At 45.0% G+C, this 16,155-nt stretch carries 13 protein-coding genes, 1 tRNA gene and 1 pseudogene; 9 read left to right on the top strand and 6 right to left on the bottom strand.

All coding sequences use genetic code 11. The features are described from left to right. Positions 1 to 34: 34 nt before the first annotated feature. The 5 genes from cutA to LA337_01395 all read left to right on the top strand — a co-directional run bounded on the left by cutA (position 35) and on the right by LA337_01395 (position 4,950). Positions 35 to 382, top strand: coding sequence for a divalent cation tolerance protein CutA (cutA, locus tag LA337_01415; GenBank protein ID UBI16388.1), 348 nt, complete (start codon positions 35 to 37; stop codon positions 380 to 382). Beyond that, positions 358 to 2,067, top strand: coding sequence for a protein-disulfide reductase DsbD (locus LA337_01410; protein ID UBI16387.1), 1,710 nt, complete (start codon positions 358 to 360; stop codon positions 2,065 to 2,067). Before cutA ends, LA337_01410 begins: the two co-directional genes overlap by 25 nt. A 36-nt stretch (positions 2,068 to 2,103) precedes the next feature. After that, on the top strand, positions 2,104 to 2,679 hold the full coding sequence (locus tag LA337_01405; protein UBI16386.1) for a transcriptional regulator: 576 nt from the start codon (positions 2,104 to 2,106) through the stop codon (positions 2,677 to 2,679). Positions 2,680 to 2,746: 67 nt separating this feature from the next. Then, a complete protein-coding gene (locus LA337_01400) occupies positions 2,747 to 4,759 on the top strand; it encodes a DUF1176 domain-containing protein (GenBank protein ID UBI16385.1) in 2,013 nt (670 codons plus the stop codon). Positions 4,760 to 4,874: 115 nt separating this feature from the next. Next, positions 4,875 to 4,950, top strand: a tRNA-Phe gene (locus tag LA337_01395). Positions 4,951 to 5,128: 178 nt separating this feature from the next. Here the strand turns inward: LA337_01395 and LA337_01390 are convergent. The 3 genes and pseudogenes from LA337_01390 to LA337_01380 all read right to left on the bottom strand — a co-directional run bounded on the left by LA337_01390 (position 5,129) and on the right by LA337_01380 (position 9,389). Continuing rightward, positions 5,129 to 6,142 (bottom strand): tyrosine-type recombinase/integrase, encoded by a 1,014-nt coding sequence (locus LA337_01390; GenBank protein UBI16384.1) that lies wholly within the window; start codon positions 6,140 to 6,142, stop codon positions 5,129 to 5,131. A 163-nt stretch (positions 6,143 to 6,305) separates the two neighbouring features. After that, positions 6,306 to 7,895: a TraI domain-containing protein gene (locus tag LA337_01385; protein ID UBI16383.1), complete on the bottom strand. Its 1,590-nt coding sequence runs from the start codon at positions 7,893 to 7,895 to the stop codon at positions 6,306 to 6,308. Continuing rightward, positions 7,879 to 9,389 (bottom strand): annotated as a pseudogene (locus LA337_01380) (UvrD-helicase domain-containing protein). Before LA337_01380 ends, LA337_01385 begins: the two are co-directional and overlap by 17 nt. A gap of 210 nt (positions 9,390 to 9,599) precedes the next feature. Between LA337_01380 and LA337_01375 the strand changes: the two are divergent. The 4 genes from LA337_01375 to LA337_01360 all read left to right on the top strand — a co-directional run bounded on the left by LA337_01375 (position 9,600) and on the right by LA337_01360 (position 11,997). Next, positions 9,600 to 10,094, top strand: a complete 495-nt coding sequence (locus tag LA337_01375; GenBank protein ID UBI16382.1) for an AAA family ATPase — start codon at positions 9,600 to 9,602, stop codon at positions 10,092 to 10,094. 836 nt (positions 10,095 to 10,930) lie between these two features. After that, the gene (iraM, locus tag LA337_01370; GenBank protein ID UBI18377.1) at positions 10,931 to 11,302 is read left to right on the top strand and encodes an anti-adapter protein IraM; all 372 of its coding nucleotides are present in this window, start codon (positions 10,931 to 10,933) and stop codon (positions 11,300 to 11,302) included. 315 nt (positions 11,303 to 11,617) lie between these two features. Next, on the top strand, positions 11,618 to 11,839 hold the full coding sequence (locus tag LA337_01365) for an AraC family transcriptional regulator (GenBank protein UBI16381.1): 222 nt from the start codon (positions 11,618 to 11,620) through the stop codon (positions 11,837 to 11,839). 8 nt (positions 11,840 to 11,847) lie between these two features. After that, positions 11,848 to 11,997, top strand: coding sequence for an AraC family transcriptional regulator (locus tag LA337_01360; GenBank protein ID UBI16380.1), 150 nt, complete (start codon positions 11,848 to 11,850; stop codon positions 11,995 to 11,997). Positions 11,998 to 12,942: 945 nt separating this feature from the next. Here the strand turns inward: LA337_01360 and LA337_01355 are convergent. From LA337_01355 to LA337_01345, 3 genes are all read right to left on the bottom strand, one after another. After that, positions 12,943 to 13,716 carry a CZB domain-containing protein gene (locus tag LA337_01355; protein ID UBI16379.1) on the bottom strand — a complete coding sequence of 258 codons (774 nt, stop codon included), beginning with the start codon at positions 13,714 to 13,716 and terminating at the stop codon, positions 12,943 to 12,945. Positions 13,717 to 13,816: 100 nt separating this feature from the next. After that, entirely contained in the window at positions 13,817 to 15,517 is a 1,701-nt protein-coding gene (locus LA337_01350) for a VWA domain-containing protein (GenBank protein ID UBI16378.1), read from the bottom strand. Positions 15,518 to 15,536: 19 nt separating this feature from the next. After that, positions 15,537 to 16,154, bottom strand: coding sequence for a pilus assembly protein (locus tag LA337_01345; GenBank protein ID UBI18376.1), 618 nt, complete (start codon positions 16,152 to 16,154; stop codon positions 15,537 to 15,539). Between the last annotated feature and the right edge of the window lies 1 nt (position 16,155).

Here is a 16,155-nt window from a genome sequence, read left to right as displayed (position 1 = left end):
CTTTAGCTGGTTACTCTGTTCTTTCGAGGTGTTTATGCTTGATGTTAAGAGTCAGGATATTTCCATCCCCGATACCGTTGTGGTGCTCTGTACCGCACCGGATGAAGCAACCGCCCAGGATCTCGCCGCCAAAGTGCTGGCGGAAAAGCTGGCTGCCTGCGTGACGCTACTGCCTGGTGCTACCTCCCTCTATTATTGGGAAGGTAAACTTGAGCAGGAATATGAAGTCCAGATGATTTTAAAAACCACCGTTACACACCAGCAAGCCCTTCTCGATTGCCTGAAGTCACATCATCCGTATCAAACGCCTGAACTTCTGGTTTTACCCGTCACTCACGGAGACTTTGATTACCGCTCATGGCTCAACGCATCCTTACGCTGATCCTGCTGCTGTGCAGCACATCTACCTTTGCCGGATTATTTGACGCGCCTGGCCGCTCGCAGTTTGTACCTGCCGATCGGGCGTTTATTTTTGATTTCCAGCAAAACCAACACGATCTGAACCTCACATGGCAGGTTAAAGATGGCTACTATCTGTATCGCAAACAGATAAGCATTACGCCATCTCAGGCCGATATTGCCGAGGTAAAACTGCCGCCTGGCGTCTGGCATGAAGATGAGTTTTACGGCAAAAGTGAGATTTACCGTAAACAGCTGACCATCCCAGTCACGGTCAATCAGGCTAAATCTGGCGCCACATTAACTGTCACGTATCAGGGCTGTGCCGACGCCGGTTTTTGCTATCCTCCAGAAACGAAAACGGTGCCCTTAAGTGAAGTGTCTGCCGATATCCAGGCGACGCCTGGGCCAGTGCCTGCCAGCAATGCTCAGCAAGAGATAACGCCGCCCGCAGCCCAACTTCCTTTCTCGGCGCTGTGGGCATTGCTGATCGGAATAGGCATCGCGTTTACGCCTTGCGTATTGCCGATGTATCCGCTGATTTCCGGCATCGTGCTGGGAGGCAAACAACGCTTATCAACCGGACGCGCGCTGCTGTTGACGTTTATCTACGTCCAGGGGATGGCGCTCACCTATACCGCACTGGGTCTGGTTGTTGCGGCCGCCGGATTGCAGTTCCAGGCTGCACTACAGCATCCTTACGTTCTGATTGGCCTTGCCGTCATCTTTACCCTGCTCGCGTTGTCGATGTTTGGTTTGTTCACGCTGCAGCTCCCTTCATCGCTGCAAACGCGCCTTACATTGATGAGCAACCGCCAGCAAGGCGGCTCCCCCGGCAGCGTCTTTGCAATGGGCGCGATTGCCGGCCTCATCTGTTCCCCTTGTACCACAGCCCCGCTAAGCGCGATTTTGCTGTATATCGCTCAGAGCGGAAACATGTGGCTGGGAGGTGGCACGCTGTATCTGTACGCGCTGGGGATGGGATTACCCCTGATGCTGATTACCGTATTCGGCAACCGCCTGCTGCCTAAAAGCGGCCCATGGATGGAGCATGTCAAAACCGCTTTTGGCTTTGTCATTCTGGCGCTTCCCGTCTTCTTACTTGAACGCATCATCGGCGACGAATGGGGAGTGCGCCTGTGGTCACTGCTGGGCGTCGCGTTCTTTAGCTGGGCATTCATTACCAGTCTGCAGGCAAAGCACGCCTGGATGCGCATCGTGCAGATTGTCCTGTTAGCTGCAGCGCTGGTAAGCGTACGGCCATTGCAGGACTGGGCGTTCGGTGCGCCGCATGCTCAACCCCAGACACACCTTAACTTCACGCCGGTGGCTTCGGTAGATGCGCTAAATCAGGCACTGGCACAAGCCAAAGGTAAGCCCGTAATGTTGGATCTGTATGCCGACTGGTGCGTGGCCTGTAAAGAGTTCGAGAAGTATACGTTCAGTAATCCGCAGGTTCAGCAAGCGCTAGGCGACACGGTGCTTTTGCAGGCGGATGTGACCGCAAACAATGCCCAGGATGTTGCTCTGCTGAAACATCTTCAGGTTTTAGGTTTGCCGACTATTTTGTTCTTTGACGCTGAGGGGAAAGAGCACCCGGATGCCCGGGTAACGGGTTTTATGGATGCCGCGACCTTCAGCGCACATTTGCGCGATCGCCAACCGTGAGCGACACTTGCAACAGGAAATACGGAGGAGAATACCGTGCAACGTGAAGATGTCCTGGGAGAAGCCCTTAAATTACTTGAGGTTCAAGGGATAGCCAATACCACGCTGGAAATGGTGGCCGAGCGTATCGATTATCCTCTGGATGAACTGCAGCGCTTTTGGCCCGATAAAGAGGCCATTCTGTACGATGCGCTACGTTACCTCAGCCAGCGGGTGGATATCTGGCGGCGTCAGCTTTTGCTGGATGACACCTTGAGCGTCGAGCAGAAATTACTGGCGCGCTACACCGCGCTGTCCGAATGCGTAAGCAATAATCGCTATCCAGGCTGCCTGTTCATCGCCGCCTGTACGTTTTACCCCGATCCCGGGCACCCGATCCATCAGTTAGCCGATCAGCAAAAAAAGGCGGCGCATGACTTCACCCATGAGCTGCTGACCACGCTGGAAGTTGACGACCCGGCAATGGTCGCTAAACAAATGGAACTGGTGCTGGAAGGCTGCCTGAGCCGCATGCTGGTGAATCGTAGCCATGCTGATGTCGAAACGGCACACCGCCTGGCTGAAGATATCCTGCGCTTTGCTCAGTGCCGTATGGGCGGGGCGCTGACTTAATTCGGATTTCGTAACTTTTATGAACCGCATATAATTTCGGCAATACCGACATATTAAAAGGAATTATATGCGTCTCGCGCACTGCATTCTCCTCGCAGGTTTTATCTCAGCCCCCCTGTATGCCAATCCATTAAACGGTTTTTCGTTTGCACATAAAGACTGGGAAGTTGCGTGTGATAATACGGGTACCTGTCGAGCGGCAGGTTATAGTGACCATGCGGTAAGCGTACTGCTCACACGTGCGGCTGGCCCCGACACCAGCGTGTATGTCGAGGTTGCTTTTGCACCGCGTACGGCGAATCAACCCTCCGTGAAAGACGCCACGCTTTTTATTGATGGTCAAAAGCAAGGCGCGCTAACGTTTTCCGCAGAGGGATATTTTAAACTCAACTACCAACAGCGAAAGGTGTTTCTGGACGCCTTACGTCAGGACAATACCATTGAGTTTGCAGCAGATGGCGAACGATTACTGCTTTCTAATGCAGGTTCGAGCGCTGTGCTGCTGAAAATGGATGAATTCCAGAAACGCATCAATACCCAAAGCGCTGTGCTGCATCCAGGAGATAAAAACAGTAATGATGTGCTTAACGCTGAGCCTGCCCCACTTATCATCACCCACCCCGTCATCCGCACGCCGGACGTAGAACCGTTAACGACCGCGCAGCGACAAAAAATAGAACCCAAAATCAGGGTCACTCCCGAGATGAATTGCCGCGAACTGGAAGAGGGTCAGGAACGCATTTATTACCGCATCCCGGTGGATAAACAACATGTACTCATTCAAACCGAATGCTTTGATAGCTCACGCACCATCCTCTGGCTAACCAATACTGAACTAACGGCTTCGCCTAAACTAATCACGAGTGATGCCAGTGAATATGAGAACGGTGAGATAGCCCGTTTCAGCGATCCCATTCAGCTCTGGGTCTGGGAGGGTAACAACTTCACCTTGCGCGACGAATACCGCAGCGGCGGACAAGGAAACCTTTCTGTTGGCGGTGTCTGGACGCTCCCTACGTTCGTCAGCATCTTACGTTCTCAGTCTGATGTAGATACGGATAACACGGCCCTAAAAACGCTACATAGCGCTGTAGAGAGCATGCAAAAAAGCGATCCGGGCTTGGAACTGAGCAAAATCGCCAGTCAGTTTCCATTAACCGGTCAAATCACTGATTTCAGGATCTCTTACGCTGAAGACTCAACAGAACCAACCGCGAAACCCTCCCCTGAGATTAGCGATGATGAGTGGCAGGCATTTTCTCGCACAACGTTTAGTGTCGATTCAGAAAATGGAGGCGTGAACTTTACGCTCATTGATCTGGATGACGACGGTAAACGCGATCTCATCATCAACAGCTACGTTGGCGGCACAGGATTATTCAGCTACACCGGCGTACTCAAACGCGGTGATAATGCCTTCGTCGTCGTTAATGGCAAACAGGATGACGATGACTTTGGCGTACCCGGGGCGCTATTTTCGGAGAATGGGCGCGGCGCCAACCAGTGGAGCCAATGGGTTCGCATCAACGGTAAGGTTTATGCTCTCTGGTACAACGGCTTATATAATGAAGAGAAGCTTTATCTGCTGCGTCCATTTAACCCAGACGAGAAGGCTCCCGTCGTAGCCGTCCACTATCGCTATGAATACGATATGAATTCAATCGAACCACGGGAAGAAGGACAACCCCTACTCCCGAAATTGAATACCAAAGACAAAACAAAGCTCATTACCGAACTGAATAAAATGCAAAGCATGCTTTTACAAAACCAACAGGCAAGCGACGGCGTTTCCCCAATCTGCCCAATCCCTGCTGGTACGTTGCAGGAAGACGCGGACAATTACAGTTCAGGGATTGCAGGGAACTATACGTCTGAACCTGTCGCAGCTATTCCTGTCTGGGTAAATGGGGAGTGCCTTATCGGTTCTGTCGAGAGTTATTTTGGTAGAGGAGAGTTCATCACTCTCGTTTCGCCAAAAGATCAGGATATTGTCGGAGAGTATTCAGTTACCGGCACACGCCATGTAGCATCCATTAAAAGTGAATGGATTCTTCGCGAAGGCGATAACGGCGCGCTATGATTTTGAGCGAAATCCTCGAGAAAACAGCGAAATCGCTGCATAGTTAAGCAACCAACCGAAAAAGCGAGAAATTTGGTTGACGGGGTGTCCGGATTACGGTTTAATGCGCCCCGTTGCCCGGATAGCTCAGTCGGTAGAGCAGGGGATTGAAAATCCCCGTGTCCTTGGTTCGATTCCGAGTCCGGGCACCACTCTTATCAAAGTACGTTGGTTAGGGCTTGAGAACCTTAACGGACGTTACGTGGAACCCGAAAGGACAATCGATGTAGCAGGTCAGTCTACACATCGAGATGGATTTTAGGGTTTCTCAAGTAAGGGAACTTGTTTGCGGCAAGTTCCCTTTTCTCGATCACCCAATATCGTTACAGCTTATCTATTCTTTGTCAACCCACTGTAAATGCTTCGGGCATGTGCTGCCTTAATCTGCATAAACTGCGCTTCAAGAGCCCTCCCCATCACTGCAATATCATTCTCCACATATTCCAGCGTGGATTTCATGTTTGAATGACCCAGCACACTTTGCGCCATATGCAGATTCTGTTCCGGCATTTTCATCATCTCCGTTGCCAGCGTGTGTCTGAAACGATGAGGACTAATCGCAAACTGACACTCCTTGGACAGACGACGGAAGAATGCTCTTACCTGAGGAGAATCCATGTCATCGCCAATGGCGGGATCTTTGCCGGTAAAAAGTGCAATATTGAACAGGCGGTCATTGCCTTTCAATCCTTCGCTCTGCGCTTTCTCCATTAAACAGGTCAGCCGGGGACGCAGAAAACTGATCACCGGCACATAGTGTTCTTTGTGATTTTTACACCCCTCCGTAATCAGCCGAATCTGCCCTTCTCTCAAATCAACATCATTCAGCCGAATATGTAATAACTGGTTCTGACGTATCCCTGTGTAATAGAGCGTATCCAGGACAGTGAGCCAGAACCAGGCAGGAAATAAGGCGCAGCGGGAATATTTCAGTCCCAGCCCTGTATTCTCCTGATTTTCATACTGCTCCATGATCTGATAGGCATACTCAATCTGTGCCTGAGTGAGCGTTTTCTTTCTCTTTTTATCCGGTTTAACTACCGAATTGTTAAACGGATTTTCGTCATAGTGCAGTAACCCACGCTGTATACCGTAGTTAAAGATGGCCCGCATATGCGCCACCTTGTTATTCCAGGTACGTCCGGACAGCTTTTTCTCTTTTAAAAGAAAACGGCGCCAGGCAAGCACTTTGTGATATGTCACATCATTAGGGCAGCTTAACGGCCCCATATAATGTACAAATGATTTGAAGACTTTGGTGTAACTCCATTCAGATGCTGAGCGCAGAGGTTTAGCGAAGAAGTATTCATCTATCAATTGTTGCCAGGTAATATTTGTTTCCATTTTTATCACCGCTATTAAGCTTTTATTATTAATACACATACAACTTGTGTGGGTTTAAAATCCCGTAATTTCATGCACATGACAACGGAAAAATATTTCAATTTGTTACAGGAACTGAGGGGGTTTTAAGACTTTTCTTATATTTAATTTGTTACATTTTATTTCAATTGATGACCTTTAGAATTAAACTATCGTCGGGAAAGTTACCATTAGCATAAATCTCTGACATTTTTATCAGATACCCTGTTAACTTTTTGTATCTCCCCCTGCCCCCTGGCTCTTCATAAAGACAGCATTGCCAGAATCGCCGGGAATCACTGACCCGATGTTTTCGCATCTTCTCAAATGCCGCCTGCACCTGCTCCTTCCTCCCGCTTTCTTTCAGACCAGAAGAACAGGAACGCGAATGTGATTTCAAAAACAGAAAAAAAACACCCGGGACGCTGATAAATACGAAGCCACAAGTCAGATGAACACAGGCATCAGCAGTATTTACCGGTATATCCCCCTCACGAAGCCCATCCCTTAGCCAGGACCAGAACAAATCTCCCAGCGCCGTTGAGGAAAGGGATGATACGCCACCCGAGGATGGTCCAGTGCATTCAGTGGTAACAGTGTCATTGATAACCTCTTCTGCTGCTGAAGTCTCAAGTGCAACCGCGACTTCCGGAAACGATTCTCCTGCCACCATATCGGTCTCTGTATTCACGCCTTCCTTTTCAGGCGACTGTGTGTCAGTGTTCGTCAGCCCTCCCAGAATCGACATGACCTGAAGAACATCTGGATCTGTTTCAGCAGTAAGCTGCCCTTCCCCACGTTCAGGCTTAGCATCAGAATCAAGGGAAGATAAAAGGACAGCAGTCTCCTGCCCTCCATCAACCATGACAGGGACATCAGGAGGAGTTGTAGAAGAACCTTTCCTCAACACGGGAGCTACTGTCGCGGCAGGGTTAAGTGTCTCTGCTAATTCAGAAGTCTGCTCTTCCTGTGCAATGGGAAAACCAAGAGGTATCCCTCCGGCATGCACAATGGCCTCATTAACGATATCCGTAATATCCATTGCATCACTGTAACGTCCGCTAATGAAAGCCAGCAATGTTCTCAGAATATCAGGGTTTTTACCCAGCCACTGAAGAACCGGTTCTGGCAAAAATCTGAGAGCGATCAATTCACCATAAACCTGAGCACCTGCTATATCGGGTTCTGCTTTGAAACGAAAACGATAAGGTTCTTCCGGAACACTTAATCCCGGGCGCCATACAGCACCACTACGGAGCTCGCCTTCAATATTCCATAAGCGCCCCAACGAGTGGAATAATGCAGCGTAATAAACGACAGCACTCCAGCTGACTGACTGCGCAGATTGTTCCTCTGCAGATGCACCTCGGGGCAGCATATATCCTTTTGATAAACGTACGGCAAAGACCGTCGTCTGTAGGACGTAATCCACCATGCCGTCTGTATAGGCAAATTTCCCCTGAGCCGAAGCCGGGAGTCTCTGACATAAACCCACAACGCCGTGTAAAGGGAGTAAAAAATAACGTTCAAAACGCTCTTTAGGTAGCGCGCTGTTCTCCCACAAAATCCTTAACCATTGCTGCCGTCGTTCATGCTGTAACAAATCTGAAATGACCGCAGGGTTAAAATATCCATTCGTACAGGGAATAAGTATCTTCTTCGCATTTCCCGATTTATTTTCTTCTATCTGTCTGAGGTTTTTCTTCTCCATCCATGACTTAACTTTCCGGAACATATTCAGTCCCTTTTTTATCGTTTCCTGTACTCACTTCCGACTCACCCGATTTATCCGCATAAGTTCCGGCTATGTCTTCAGCCCGGGGCTGGATCAGAAGCTCGTGCAATATCGGATCGGTTATAAGCACTTTACGCACCCGGGTGGCTGCCACATACATGAGGTTAATTTCATCCTGCCGCTGACTTGCCGGCATGTCAGGATCCAGAATATCGGGAAAGTCATCATGTAACTTCACCCTGTCCCATTCGAGCCCCTTACTCCTGTGTGCTGTACATACCGTCACATCAGCTTCAGATTCACTGATGACGCGTTGCTCACGTAACGTATTCAGTCTGTCCGGTAACGAAAAAACTGTTCAAGAATAAATATCGCCTGCTTCATCTCCACATCACCGGTATCTTCAGCTATCTGCAGATATTCATCATAGTCCCGGTATTCACGGGTCAGCCTGTCGTGCCGCATACGCTCCGACATATCAATTGAGAACCAGTACAAATCCAGTAAATCCTCAATTCTGTAGCTTTCAATACCACCAACCCAGAATACTTTCCTGCCAGCCAGCGACCAGTGCAGTGCCGTCCGGATGACACCACAGACAGATCGGTGAAGAACAGCATGATGGCCAAAATTCCGCGGCATTGTGAGCAGAACACGGTCTGCGCCCCCCTTTCCAGTTATCTGATGCGTTTCGCCCTTCAGGGCCAGCAGCCTGTTGACCACCCCGGCTACCTCCGGACCGAAGCGGAAGCTGTGGGTTAGCCAAAGACGGTCTGAGTTCTCCAGTTGCGGAGCCTGCATGGCATTATCCGCCCCACGAAAGCGGTAGATTTGCTGATGAGTATCTCCAACCAGAACTACCCTGCAGGTCTGGTTGAGCACAATGGCGCTGATGACAGGATTGGCATCCTGTGCTTCATCAAACAATAACGTGGTATAGCGGGAAGAAAGATTCGGTTTGCTCAGCTGGTAAAGCTTTAGATAAGTATCATGGGTGACCGGAAAATCCCCCTGGCGGGCCGACATTATTGCCCAGATTTTCTTTGCTGAAAGCAGGATTTGACCTGGTTGTAGCCCCTTACAGTCGTCAGTATCAGGCATGTGTTCAGGCGTAATATCGGTGGCCGCGCTGCACATAAAGCGATTCAGAACATTAAGCGTCAGTCTGGCCAGCAACCAGTTGCGGGAGTTTAGCGCCCGGGCGACATCGGTCAGTCGTAGTGAATTAATCAGACGATGACTGTAATGTTTCCCGACCGTCGGCCAGGCCAGTTGATGCGATGTTTTGCAGGTAACGTTGAAGGGGAATTTCTGCTCCGCCTCATCTCTGATGGCACGGTTATAAGCAATATAGAGCATTCGTTCCGTTGGATTTTCCTCAGCATAACGACGAAGTGTGGTGGTTTTGCCACTCCCGGCAAAAGCACAGACAACCAGACGTTCGCCCTTCCATGCGATGACAGCAGCCTGTTCAGGAGTATCAGTGTGGGGCATAATCGGGCTCCGGATAAAAGCATTTTGCTCATCCTGAGAACCCGGCAGACTGTTATCCAGTGCAATTTATAAATCCAAAAAAAAGAATTCTGCCAACCAGCCCTGTACAATCACGTTTACATCCTCTGTGGGCATAACACTTAAAATCCAGTTCGGCACATTGGATATCATCTACTAACCATGCATCAAACAAAATTAAGGGATTAGAAAATGTTTATCATCTTTGCCGGATTACCAGGAAGTGGAAAAAGCACGATAGCCCATGCTCTCGCGAAGAAACTTGGTGCCGTATACTTACGTATAGACACTATCGAACAGGCAATACGTTGCGCAGAGAATCATGGTAAAGAGACTGGCCCTGCAGGATACTTTGTTGCATACGAACTTGCCCGGGATAATCTGAAACTGGGTTTGAACGTTATTGCAGACTCAGTTAACCCGCTATTGCTGACACGCGAAGCCTATCGGGAGGTTGCTTTATCAACTGGCTCAAAATTCGTGGAAGTTGAGGTGATTTGCTCAGACGTGAATACTCATCGATCACGTGTAGAAAACAGGGTTTCAGATATAGAAGGATTAAAACTACCGGACTGGGAAGCTGTCATCACACGTGATTACGAACAATGGGACCAGGAGCATTTGATTATTGATAGTTCAAAATTATCGGTAAAACAGTGCATTGAAATTATCATTAATGCGTTATAAGGCGCATACAAAATAAGTGACTTATAACTTAAACTGTACTGTTCAAGGCTCTAAGGTGCATATATGCTTATTAAGACTGATTCCGGGATTCAATAATACAATCTGGTTAACGACATGAAATCAGAAAAATCAATATATTTTACTTTATGATAATCTCACAACCTTCCTATCACCGGGTATGCCAATTTAATCTCTGTATTTATAAAACCTGCATTTGCTTTGATTCACAGAATTAGCAGGCGCATAACACATTGATTTAATAATACGTCAAAGTCTGTTTCAAAGTATTATCAATGTAGTAATTTAAAATACAGACCGCCAGTGTTAAATGCACAAACCAGAAAATACGACCTGAATTGCCCGCCCCATCCACGATCACAACACAAATAGTTTCCTCACAATACAAATTAGATCCACTTATATTTATACCTTTCCAACATCACATCTCAACCGGCATCAGGCATCATCAAAAAATAAGTAACTCTTAATAATTCAGAATATTAACCTTCATTTCAAGAGCATTTCTCATGATCAGCACTATCTAACACCCAAGTGCAAACAAGATACTGACTGAAGCAACGTTTAATAATGACGATATAACTTAACCAAAATTCTCAACACTCAAAAAATGATTAAAATGAGCAATTTGTAATATTTTGTAAGTCGTTTTTCACGCATTTGTGAATAAACTATTAATAATTAACTCTTTTCCATAACTAACCTAAAAAACGATCTTTTTCAAGAGGTTATGCATTTCTCAAAGTGAACTACTCTGAATCGTCTCCTTAAGGACATGAAGTCTAATTAGTAACCAAAGTGAATATCAAGGTCGTATGATGGAATGGTATGTTATTGATACAGTGGTAAGTCCTTCAGTCGGAGTTTGCTTTTCTTGTATAAGTGGCTTTAAAAATCTGAAGTTAACAATTTGGTATCAGGCAGATATTTTTTTGGCGCCGGGCAGCATGATCGAGCCTTACGATAAGGGAGTATTAATAAATGGAAAGGTATACCCCATAACTGTTTACAATGTCACCAGATACAACAAAGAATTATGGATATGTATGAAGGAGAAAAGCCTTTGTCCGGGAAGTCAGTCCATAAATAACAAATGTTGTAATGTTTACAGAAAATGTATGGTGTCGATTTGTCCTTTCGGGCTTCTCCGGCAAGATCCGGAAGATAAGATAACCCGTGGAAATTTTTAAAACTATTAGTCCAGGTAGTATCGGTGCTTTATTAATTCCGAGACCACCTAACATGAGATCGGCTCGTCCCTGCTGGACATTGAAGGGGGAATCTATGTTTATCCGGTAAATCCTATGCACACACTACTCAGGACGGAGGAAAAACAATGCTGACTGAAGTGACTAGCCAGATTCCTATGTGCCTATTCGAAAGTAAAATAACCCAAGAACGGGATCAGTTTGGAGATCGCAAATTATTGCCCTACCTTCCGGCAGCGGTGATATGTTGGTTCACTCTACTTACACACAATCGCAGGGAGCGTTAGTGCTAATGATATGGTAGATTGTCAAGCCAGATTACGTCAGGTGATCCGGGCGCTGGAGCAGAATTCTGATCTCTCCATCGAAATGCTGGCAAGCAGTGCCTGTTTGTCCTTCTACCATTTTCACAGGGTGTTTACGGGCGTGGCAGGAGAGACACCCGGGGAGATGTGTCGTCGTCTGCGTATTCAGCAGGCTGCCTGGCAGCTCCGTTATACCGATGCCAGTATCACCTGACCATAGCGATGGAGGCGGGACTAGCCAGCTCCCGGGCATTTGTCAAGGTATTTCGCCGTTACTATGACTGCACGCCGAGAGAGTTTCGCCGCGATAAGAGTAAGAATGGACACCTTATAAACAAGGATGGACACGCTATTGAGCAGCCGAATCCTTAAGCTGAAGGTACCTTATCAGCAAGGAGCAATATCATGAAGACTCTCGAGATGGACGCCCGTACTCTGCCTACATCCGTGTAACCGAACCCTATGGCGAGGGGTATAATTCGGTCTAAGGCCAGTTGCATCAATGGTCCCTTACCAGCAGTCTTGAAGGCGCGGAGTGGATCTAAATCTATCACGATAATCCCGAAGTTACTTCGCCAGCCAAGTGTCGCGCTGACATAGGGGTGACAGTGCCTGCAAGTACTGTGGGGACGGGAGCGGTCGATATCCAGCTAATTCCCGCTGGTCGTTACGCTCAATCCCGTAATCTTATTACTGACCTTAGTCCGTATGGTTCGCGTGGGGAGGAGCATATCGGTGACATCGTTGCTACCGGGCTGGAGTTTGGCAATGGCCCCCACTTCGAACTCTATCACAGCATGAACAATGATCCGATACAGGCTGATGTTAGCCTTCTACTCCAGTCTCAAGGGTTAGAACACTGAAAGGAAAGCAACCAGTGTTGTAGACCATACAAGCTCTTAAAACATTCATACCTTTGTATTATGAGTATCAATTTTTTTAACTGTCTGCATGGATAAGCAGAAAGGAAAATTTATTAGAAACGACAGATACGGTTTATCGAGTAATTCGCTGTAGACTTTATGCGCCTGATAGCCATGTTGATGCCCTGCAAATCACGAACACGGATACAGTAAAACCGCCTTAATTGTTCTGGAGCTAAATATTACTGCAGGGTTGTAGAGTAGCGCTGCCTATGTGTAATTTGTAAAAAAATGGGGGAACCACACTCCCCCAAACTCCAAAAGTTAAAAATGTCAGAATACAAAATAAAAGTATATTTACTTGCATTGTAAAATCAACATTAAGAATTAAAAGTTATATTTTATTATAGAAAACATCAAAGAAATAAAAAATTAAAACTACATTATACAAATACTAAATTTTCTCAAAAAAGGTAATAATATCATTCTGCACTTTCGCGGAGACCTTTTGAAAACCAGTACCTAACTCTAATCTGGCAGCTTCAACACCCTGCGTTTTTAGTACATCAACAACTTGTTTTACGCAAGAATGGAACATTCGATGACTATTCATAAGCTGAATAAACTCCGGTAAATCACTATATTTAGATGTTCCAACCGAATGTAGCCATTTTCCAAGGTCGCATTCATTGTCAACAGAGGCTTTATCAATTGGGAATGACTCATCCAGGCCGTTAATCATTGCAATAAGTCGGTCGCGCCATTTACAGTGCGCATCGAGAGCAGATTTTACATTTAATCCATGATTCTGAACATCATTGTCGTTATAAAGAATAGCAAGTAGGTTTGCCTCAGTATCACCCAAACCTCGCCTGATTAACGCCAGGTTCGCTCTTGAACGATCAGCAATTAGATATATAAACACATCTTTTATTCCACGACATGGATAGAGTAAATGATAAATCTTGTCTGTTGAAATTATAATATCCTGTATATCATCATCTACCTCAAGCAGCTTAATAGTTTTCAACTCAGACCTGATCACCTTTACAGCACATTCAGTATGTATTTCAGCATCTTTAATATAACCGGACGAAGCCAACTTCATACCACTATTAAGATCAATAAATGCCACCATCAAGACAGAACTGTCGATACGTAACTGGTCAAGGACAGTATCAAATTTTGCCATTTCACTATTCTCCATTGGTAAAATTTCATGTTTCACACCCCTGCCTCTTGAAAACAGTTGTGTTAAAAATTCGAATATCATACTGATACCATCATTAGTTAGTTGACATCCGTAAAATAATCAAAAAACAAGCTGATTATTTATTGACAAAATGAAGACTGCCTTTTTGTAAGATTGACGAGATTACATTTTTTAGAGAAGTATAATCAGTAGCAGTAAAGGCACCATCACTTCCTACACAATTGTCCCTCCAGAAAGCAAGTCTTTTCTCATTATTATCTTTTGCGGATAATGAAATATAATAAATTTTCACACTTTTAGTATTAGCGGATTGTTCTTCTAAACCATCAACTATTTTTTTACACATCTTAAACTGGGTATGAAACCGATTACTTACCGTTACAAGTTCGCCACTATCTTCACCATCAGTAATGACAATTATTATTTTCTGAGGATTAGTGCCGCTTTTTATCACCCTTGCTGCTGTTAATAATCCTGCCGTAGTATCGGTACCCGCACCAAGATGTACTACCATCTTATTGAATTTTTGCAACTGTGATTGACTTGATGTCAGATTAATAATTTGAGCATTCTGATATAGCGAAGAGATAATTGATGGATAATTTGAAAAATAATTATTATGTGGACTCACATTAAAACCAGAGGTACACATGTGCGTGAAAACGCTTTGGAAAGAAGAACTCGAACCAAATGGAATTTCGAAAGTTTTATAAACATCACCAAATAAATTTTTTTGAGCTAATGTCGCCGAGTAATCTATTGTAACATCACTAGCAATAGAATCGTGTATTTGATTACCTATTCGTGACATAACATTATAATCACTTACGAATCTTGTAGTATTCGATGGGATAGCTAAATTGAAACCAATTCTCTCACAGGAATAAAATGGTTTAGATGATGTGCTAACACAGATTCCAGAATTAACTAGTTGATCAGTTGATAAACCCAAATCATATCGATAATAATCATATTGCCGCCTGTTTGTATCATATAATGCCTCTGCTGAGCTGGAAGACGTGTTCCCTGGATATTTATATGACCAAAAATTAAAATCTAAGTCATACTGATAATTGAATTTATAAGGCAAACTGCAACCAATACGAGCCCCACCTAATGGATTTTTTTCAGATAAGCTAACTGGAATACCTAAGTCAAAAGGTACGATTCCAATCTTCGTATTAGAATCTGACTTAATAACATCCTTCGTCAAATCTGCAATTATTCTTTGGAGCAACTGAAGACGATTCATAGAGGGTTCTGAAGAAGGGTCAAGCATAGAGCCCGAAAAGTCAACAGCAAAAACTATGTCACTTTCGACAGAAGACTCATCAATATTTTTACGAACAATACCATTACTACCGTCAGAAGAAATTTGAACGTCCTTTCCGAAACCTGGTAACCCATGTTCCAGGCTTTCAAAAATTGGATTTGAAAGAATCGCAGCATCAGCAATGTAATCAAGACTAACTACACGTGACGTGTCATCAGGATCATATTTTTTCCTTAACGTGACCTTTAAACTGCCTAGTTTAATCTTATCGGAAGGAAGATAATAATCAATATATGACTTAAGTAATTGTTCATTTCTCGTAATATCAGTATCTAAACTATTATCGTTCCCAGTTAAAGCGACAGCAAGTGATCCTTGAGATAAGGCATCAGACAATTTTGCTCTTTTAATTAAAAAACGAGCTCCATCAATACCAATAGAAAAAGAAGCAATCAAAATAGGTAAAACTATAGCAAACATTACTGATACTGCAGCACGATTATTTTGAATGTATGAAAACTTTAAAAAATTTAAATTATACATTATATATTCACCTCGCACGTCAGCGCGGAACGACCGCATTGCTTGAGATAACTGATGGAGTTATAACACCAATATATGAAAAGGCCTTTAAAAAATAGCTTTCATCACCTTTGATACATAAAGTTATCTGATATACTGGCAACCAACGTAGTGTCCCTCCTACTTCACTTGACCATACTGACAAATCTGTTAACGTATCTGACTCTATATCTTTAACTGGTGCACAGATCACTGGATTTAATGAACTTGATTTAGTGATGTTAATCGTTTTGCTACTATCAATAACCTTATTATTTTCTGTTGACGAACTATCAAAATATACAGCCTGTACATTTAAACTTACCTTGTTGGCTAACTGACTGTCGTTTAGCAACTCATTAGTAATATCATAAATCATATTCACCTGAGACTGAGTCACAACCTCATCTTTCCCATATAGTAGCGTTCGTTCACGTAAAATAGACGCCAGAGAATAACCACTTCTAGCCAGACGACTTTCATTAGCATACAAGGTAGTAAAATCTAACAAAATTAAAGCAAGCATAATTAAAACAGGGAAAATAATTGCAAACTCAATTGTTACACTACCTCGAGTACGCCATGCGAGATCATTTAACGTAGATCTAAGAAAGGTCATT

It is taken from the genome of Citrobacter europaeus (assembly GCA_020099315.1).
Classification (GTDB): Bacteria; Pseudomonadota; Gammaproteobacteria; order Enterobacterales; family Enterobacteriaceae; genus Citrobacter; species Citrobacter europaeus.
The sequence above is the reverse complement of the archived record's forward strand: the minus strand, read 5'-3'. Positions and strand labels throughout refer to the sequence as shown.

What these genes read in the sequence shown, in the direction of transcription:
- LA337_01365 (UBI16381.1), top strand. Translation starts at nt 11,618, where the DNA reads ATGGTAGATTGTCAAGCCAGATTACGTCAGGTGATCCGGGCGCTGGAG.
- LA337_01385 (UBI16383.1), bottom strand. Translation starts at nt 7,895, where the DNA reads ATGTTCCGGAAAGTTAAGTCATGGATGGAGAAGAAAAACCTCAGACAG.
- LA337_01345 (UBI18376.1), bottom strand. Translation starts at nt 16,154, where the DNA reads ATGACCTTTCTTAGATCTACGTTAAATGATCTCGCATGGCGTACTCGA.
- LA337_01350 (UBI16378.1), bottom strand. Translation starts at nt 15,517, where the DNA reads ATGTATAATTTAAATTTTTTAAAGTTTTCATACATTCAAAATAATCGT.
- LA337_01400 (UBI16385.1), top strand. Translation starts at nt 2,747, where the DNA reads ATGCGTCTCGCGCACTGCATTCTCCTCGCAGGTTTTATCTCAGCCCCC.
- iraM (UBI18377.1), top strand. Translation starts at nt 10,931, where the DNA reads ATGGAATGGTATGTTATTGATACAGTGGTAAGTCCTTCAGTCGGAGTT.
- LA337_01390 (UBI16384.1), bottom strand. Translation starts at nt 6,142, where the DNA reads ATGGAAACAAATATTACCTGGCAACAATTGATAGATGAATACTTCTTC.
- LA337_01360 (UBI16380.1), top strand. Translation starts at nt 11,848, where the DNA reads ATGGAGGCGGGACTAGCCAGCTCCCGGGCATTTGTCAAGGTATTTCGC.
- cutA (UBI16388.1), top strand. Translation starts at nt 35, where the DNA reads ATGCTTGATGTTAAGAGTCAGGATATTTCCATCCCCGATACCGTTGTG.
- LA337_01375 (UBI16382.1), top strand. Translation starts at nt 9,600, where the DNA reads ATGTTTATCATCTTTGCCGGATTACCAGGAAGTGGAAAAAGCACGATA.
- LA337_01410 (UBI16387.1), top strand. Translation starts at nt 358, where the DNA reads ATGGCTCAACGCATCCTTACGCTGATCCTGCTGCTGTGCAGCACATCT.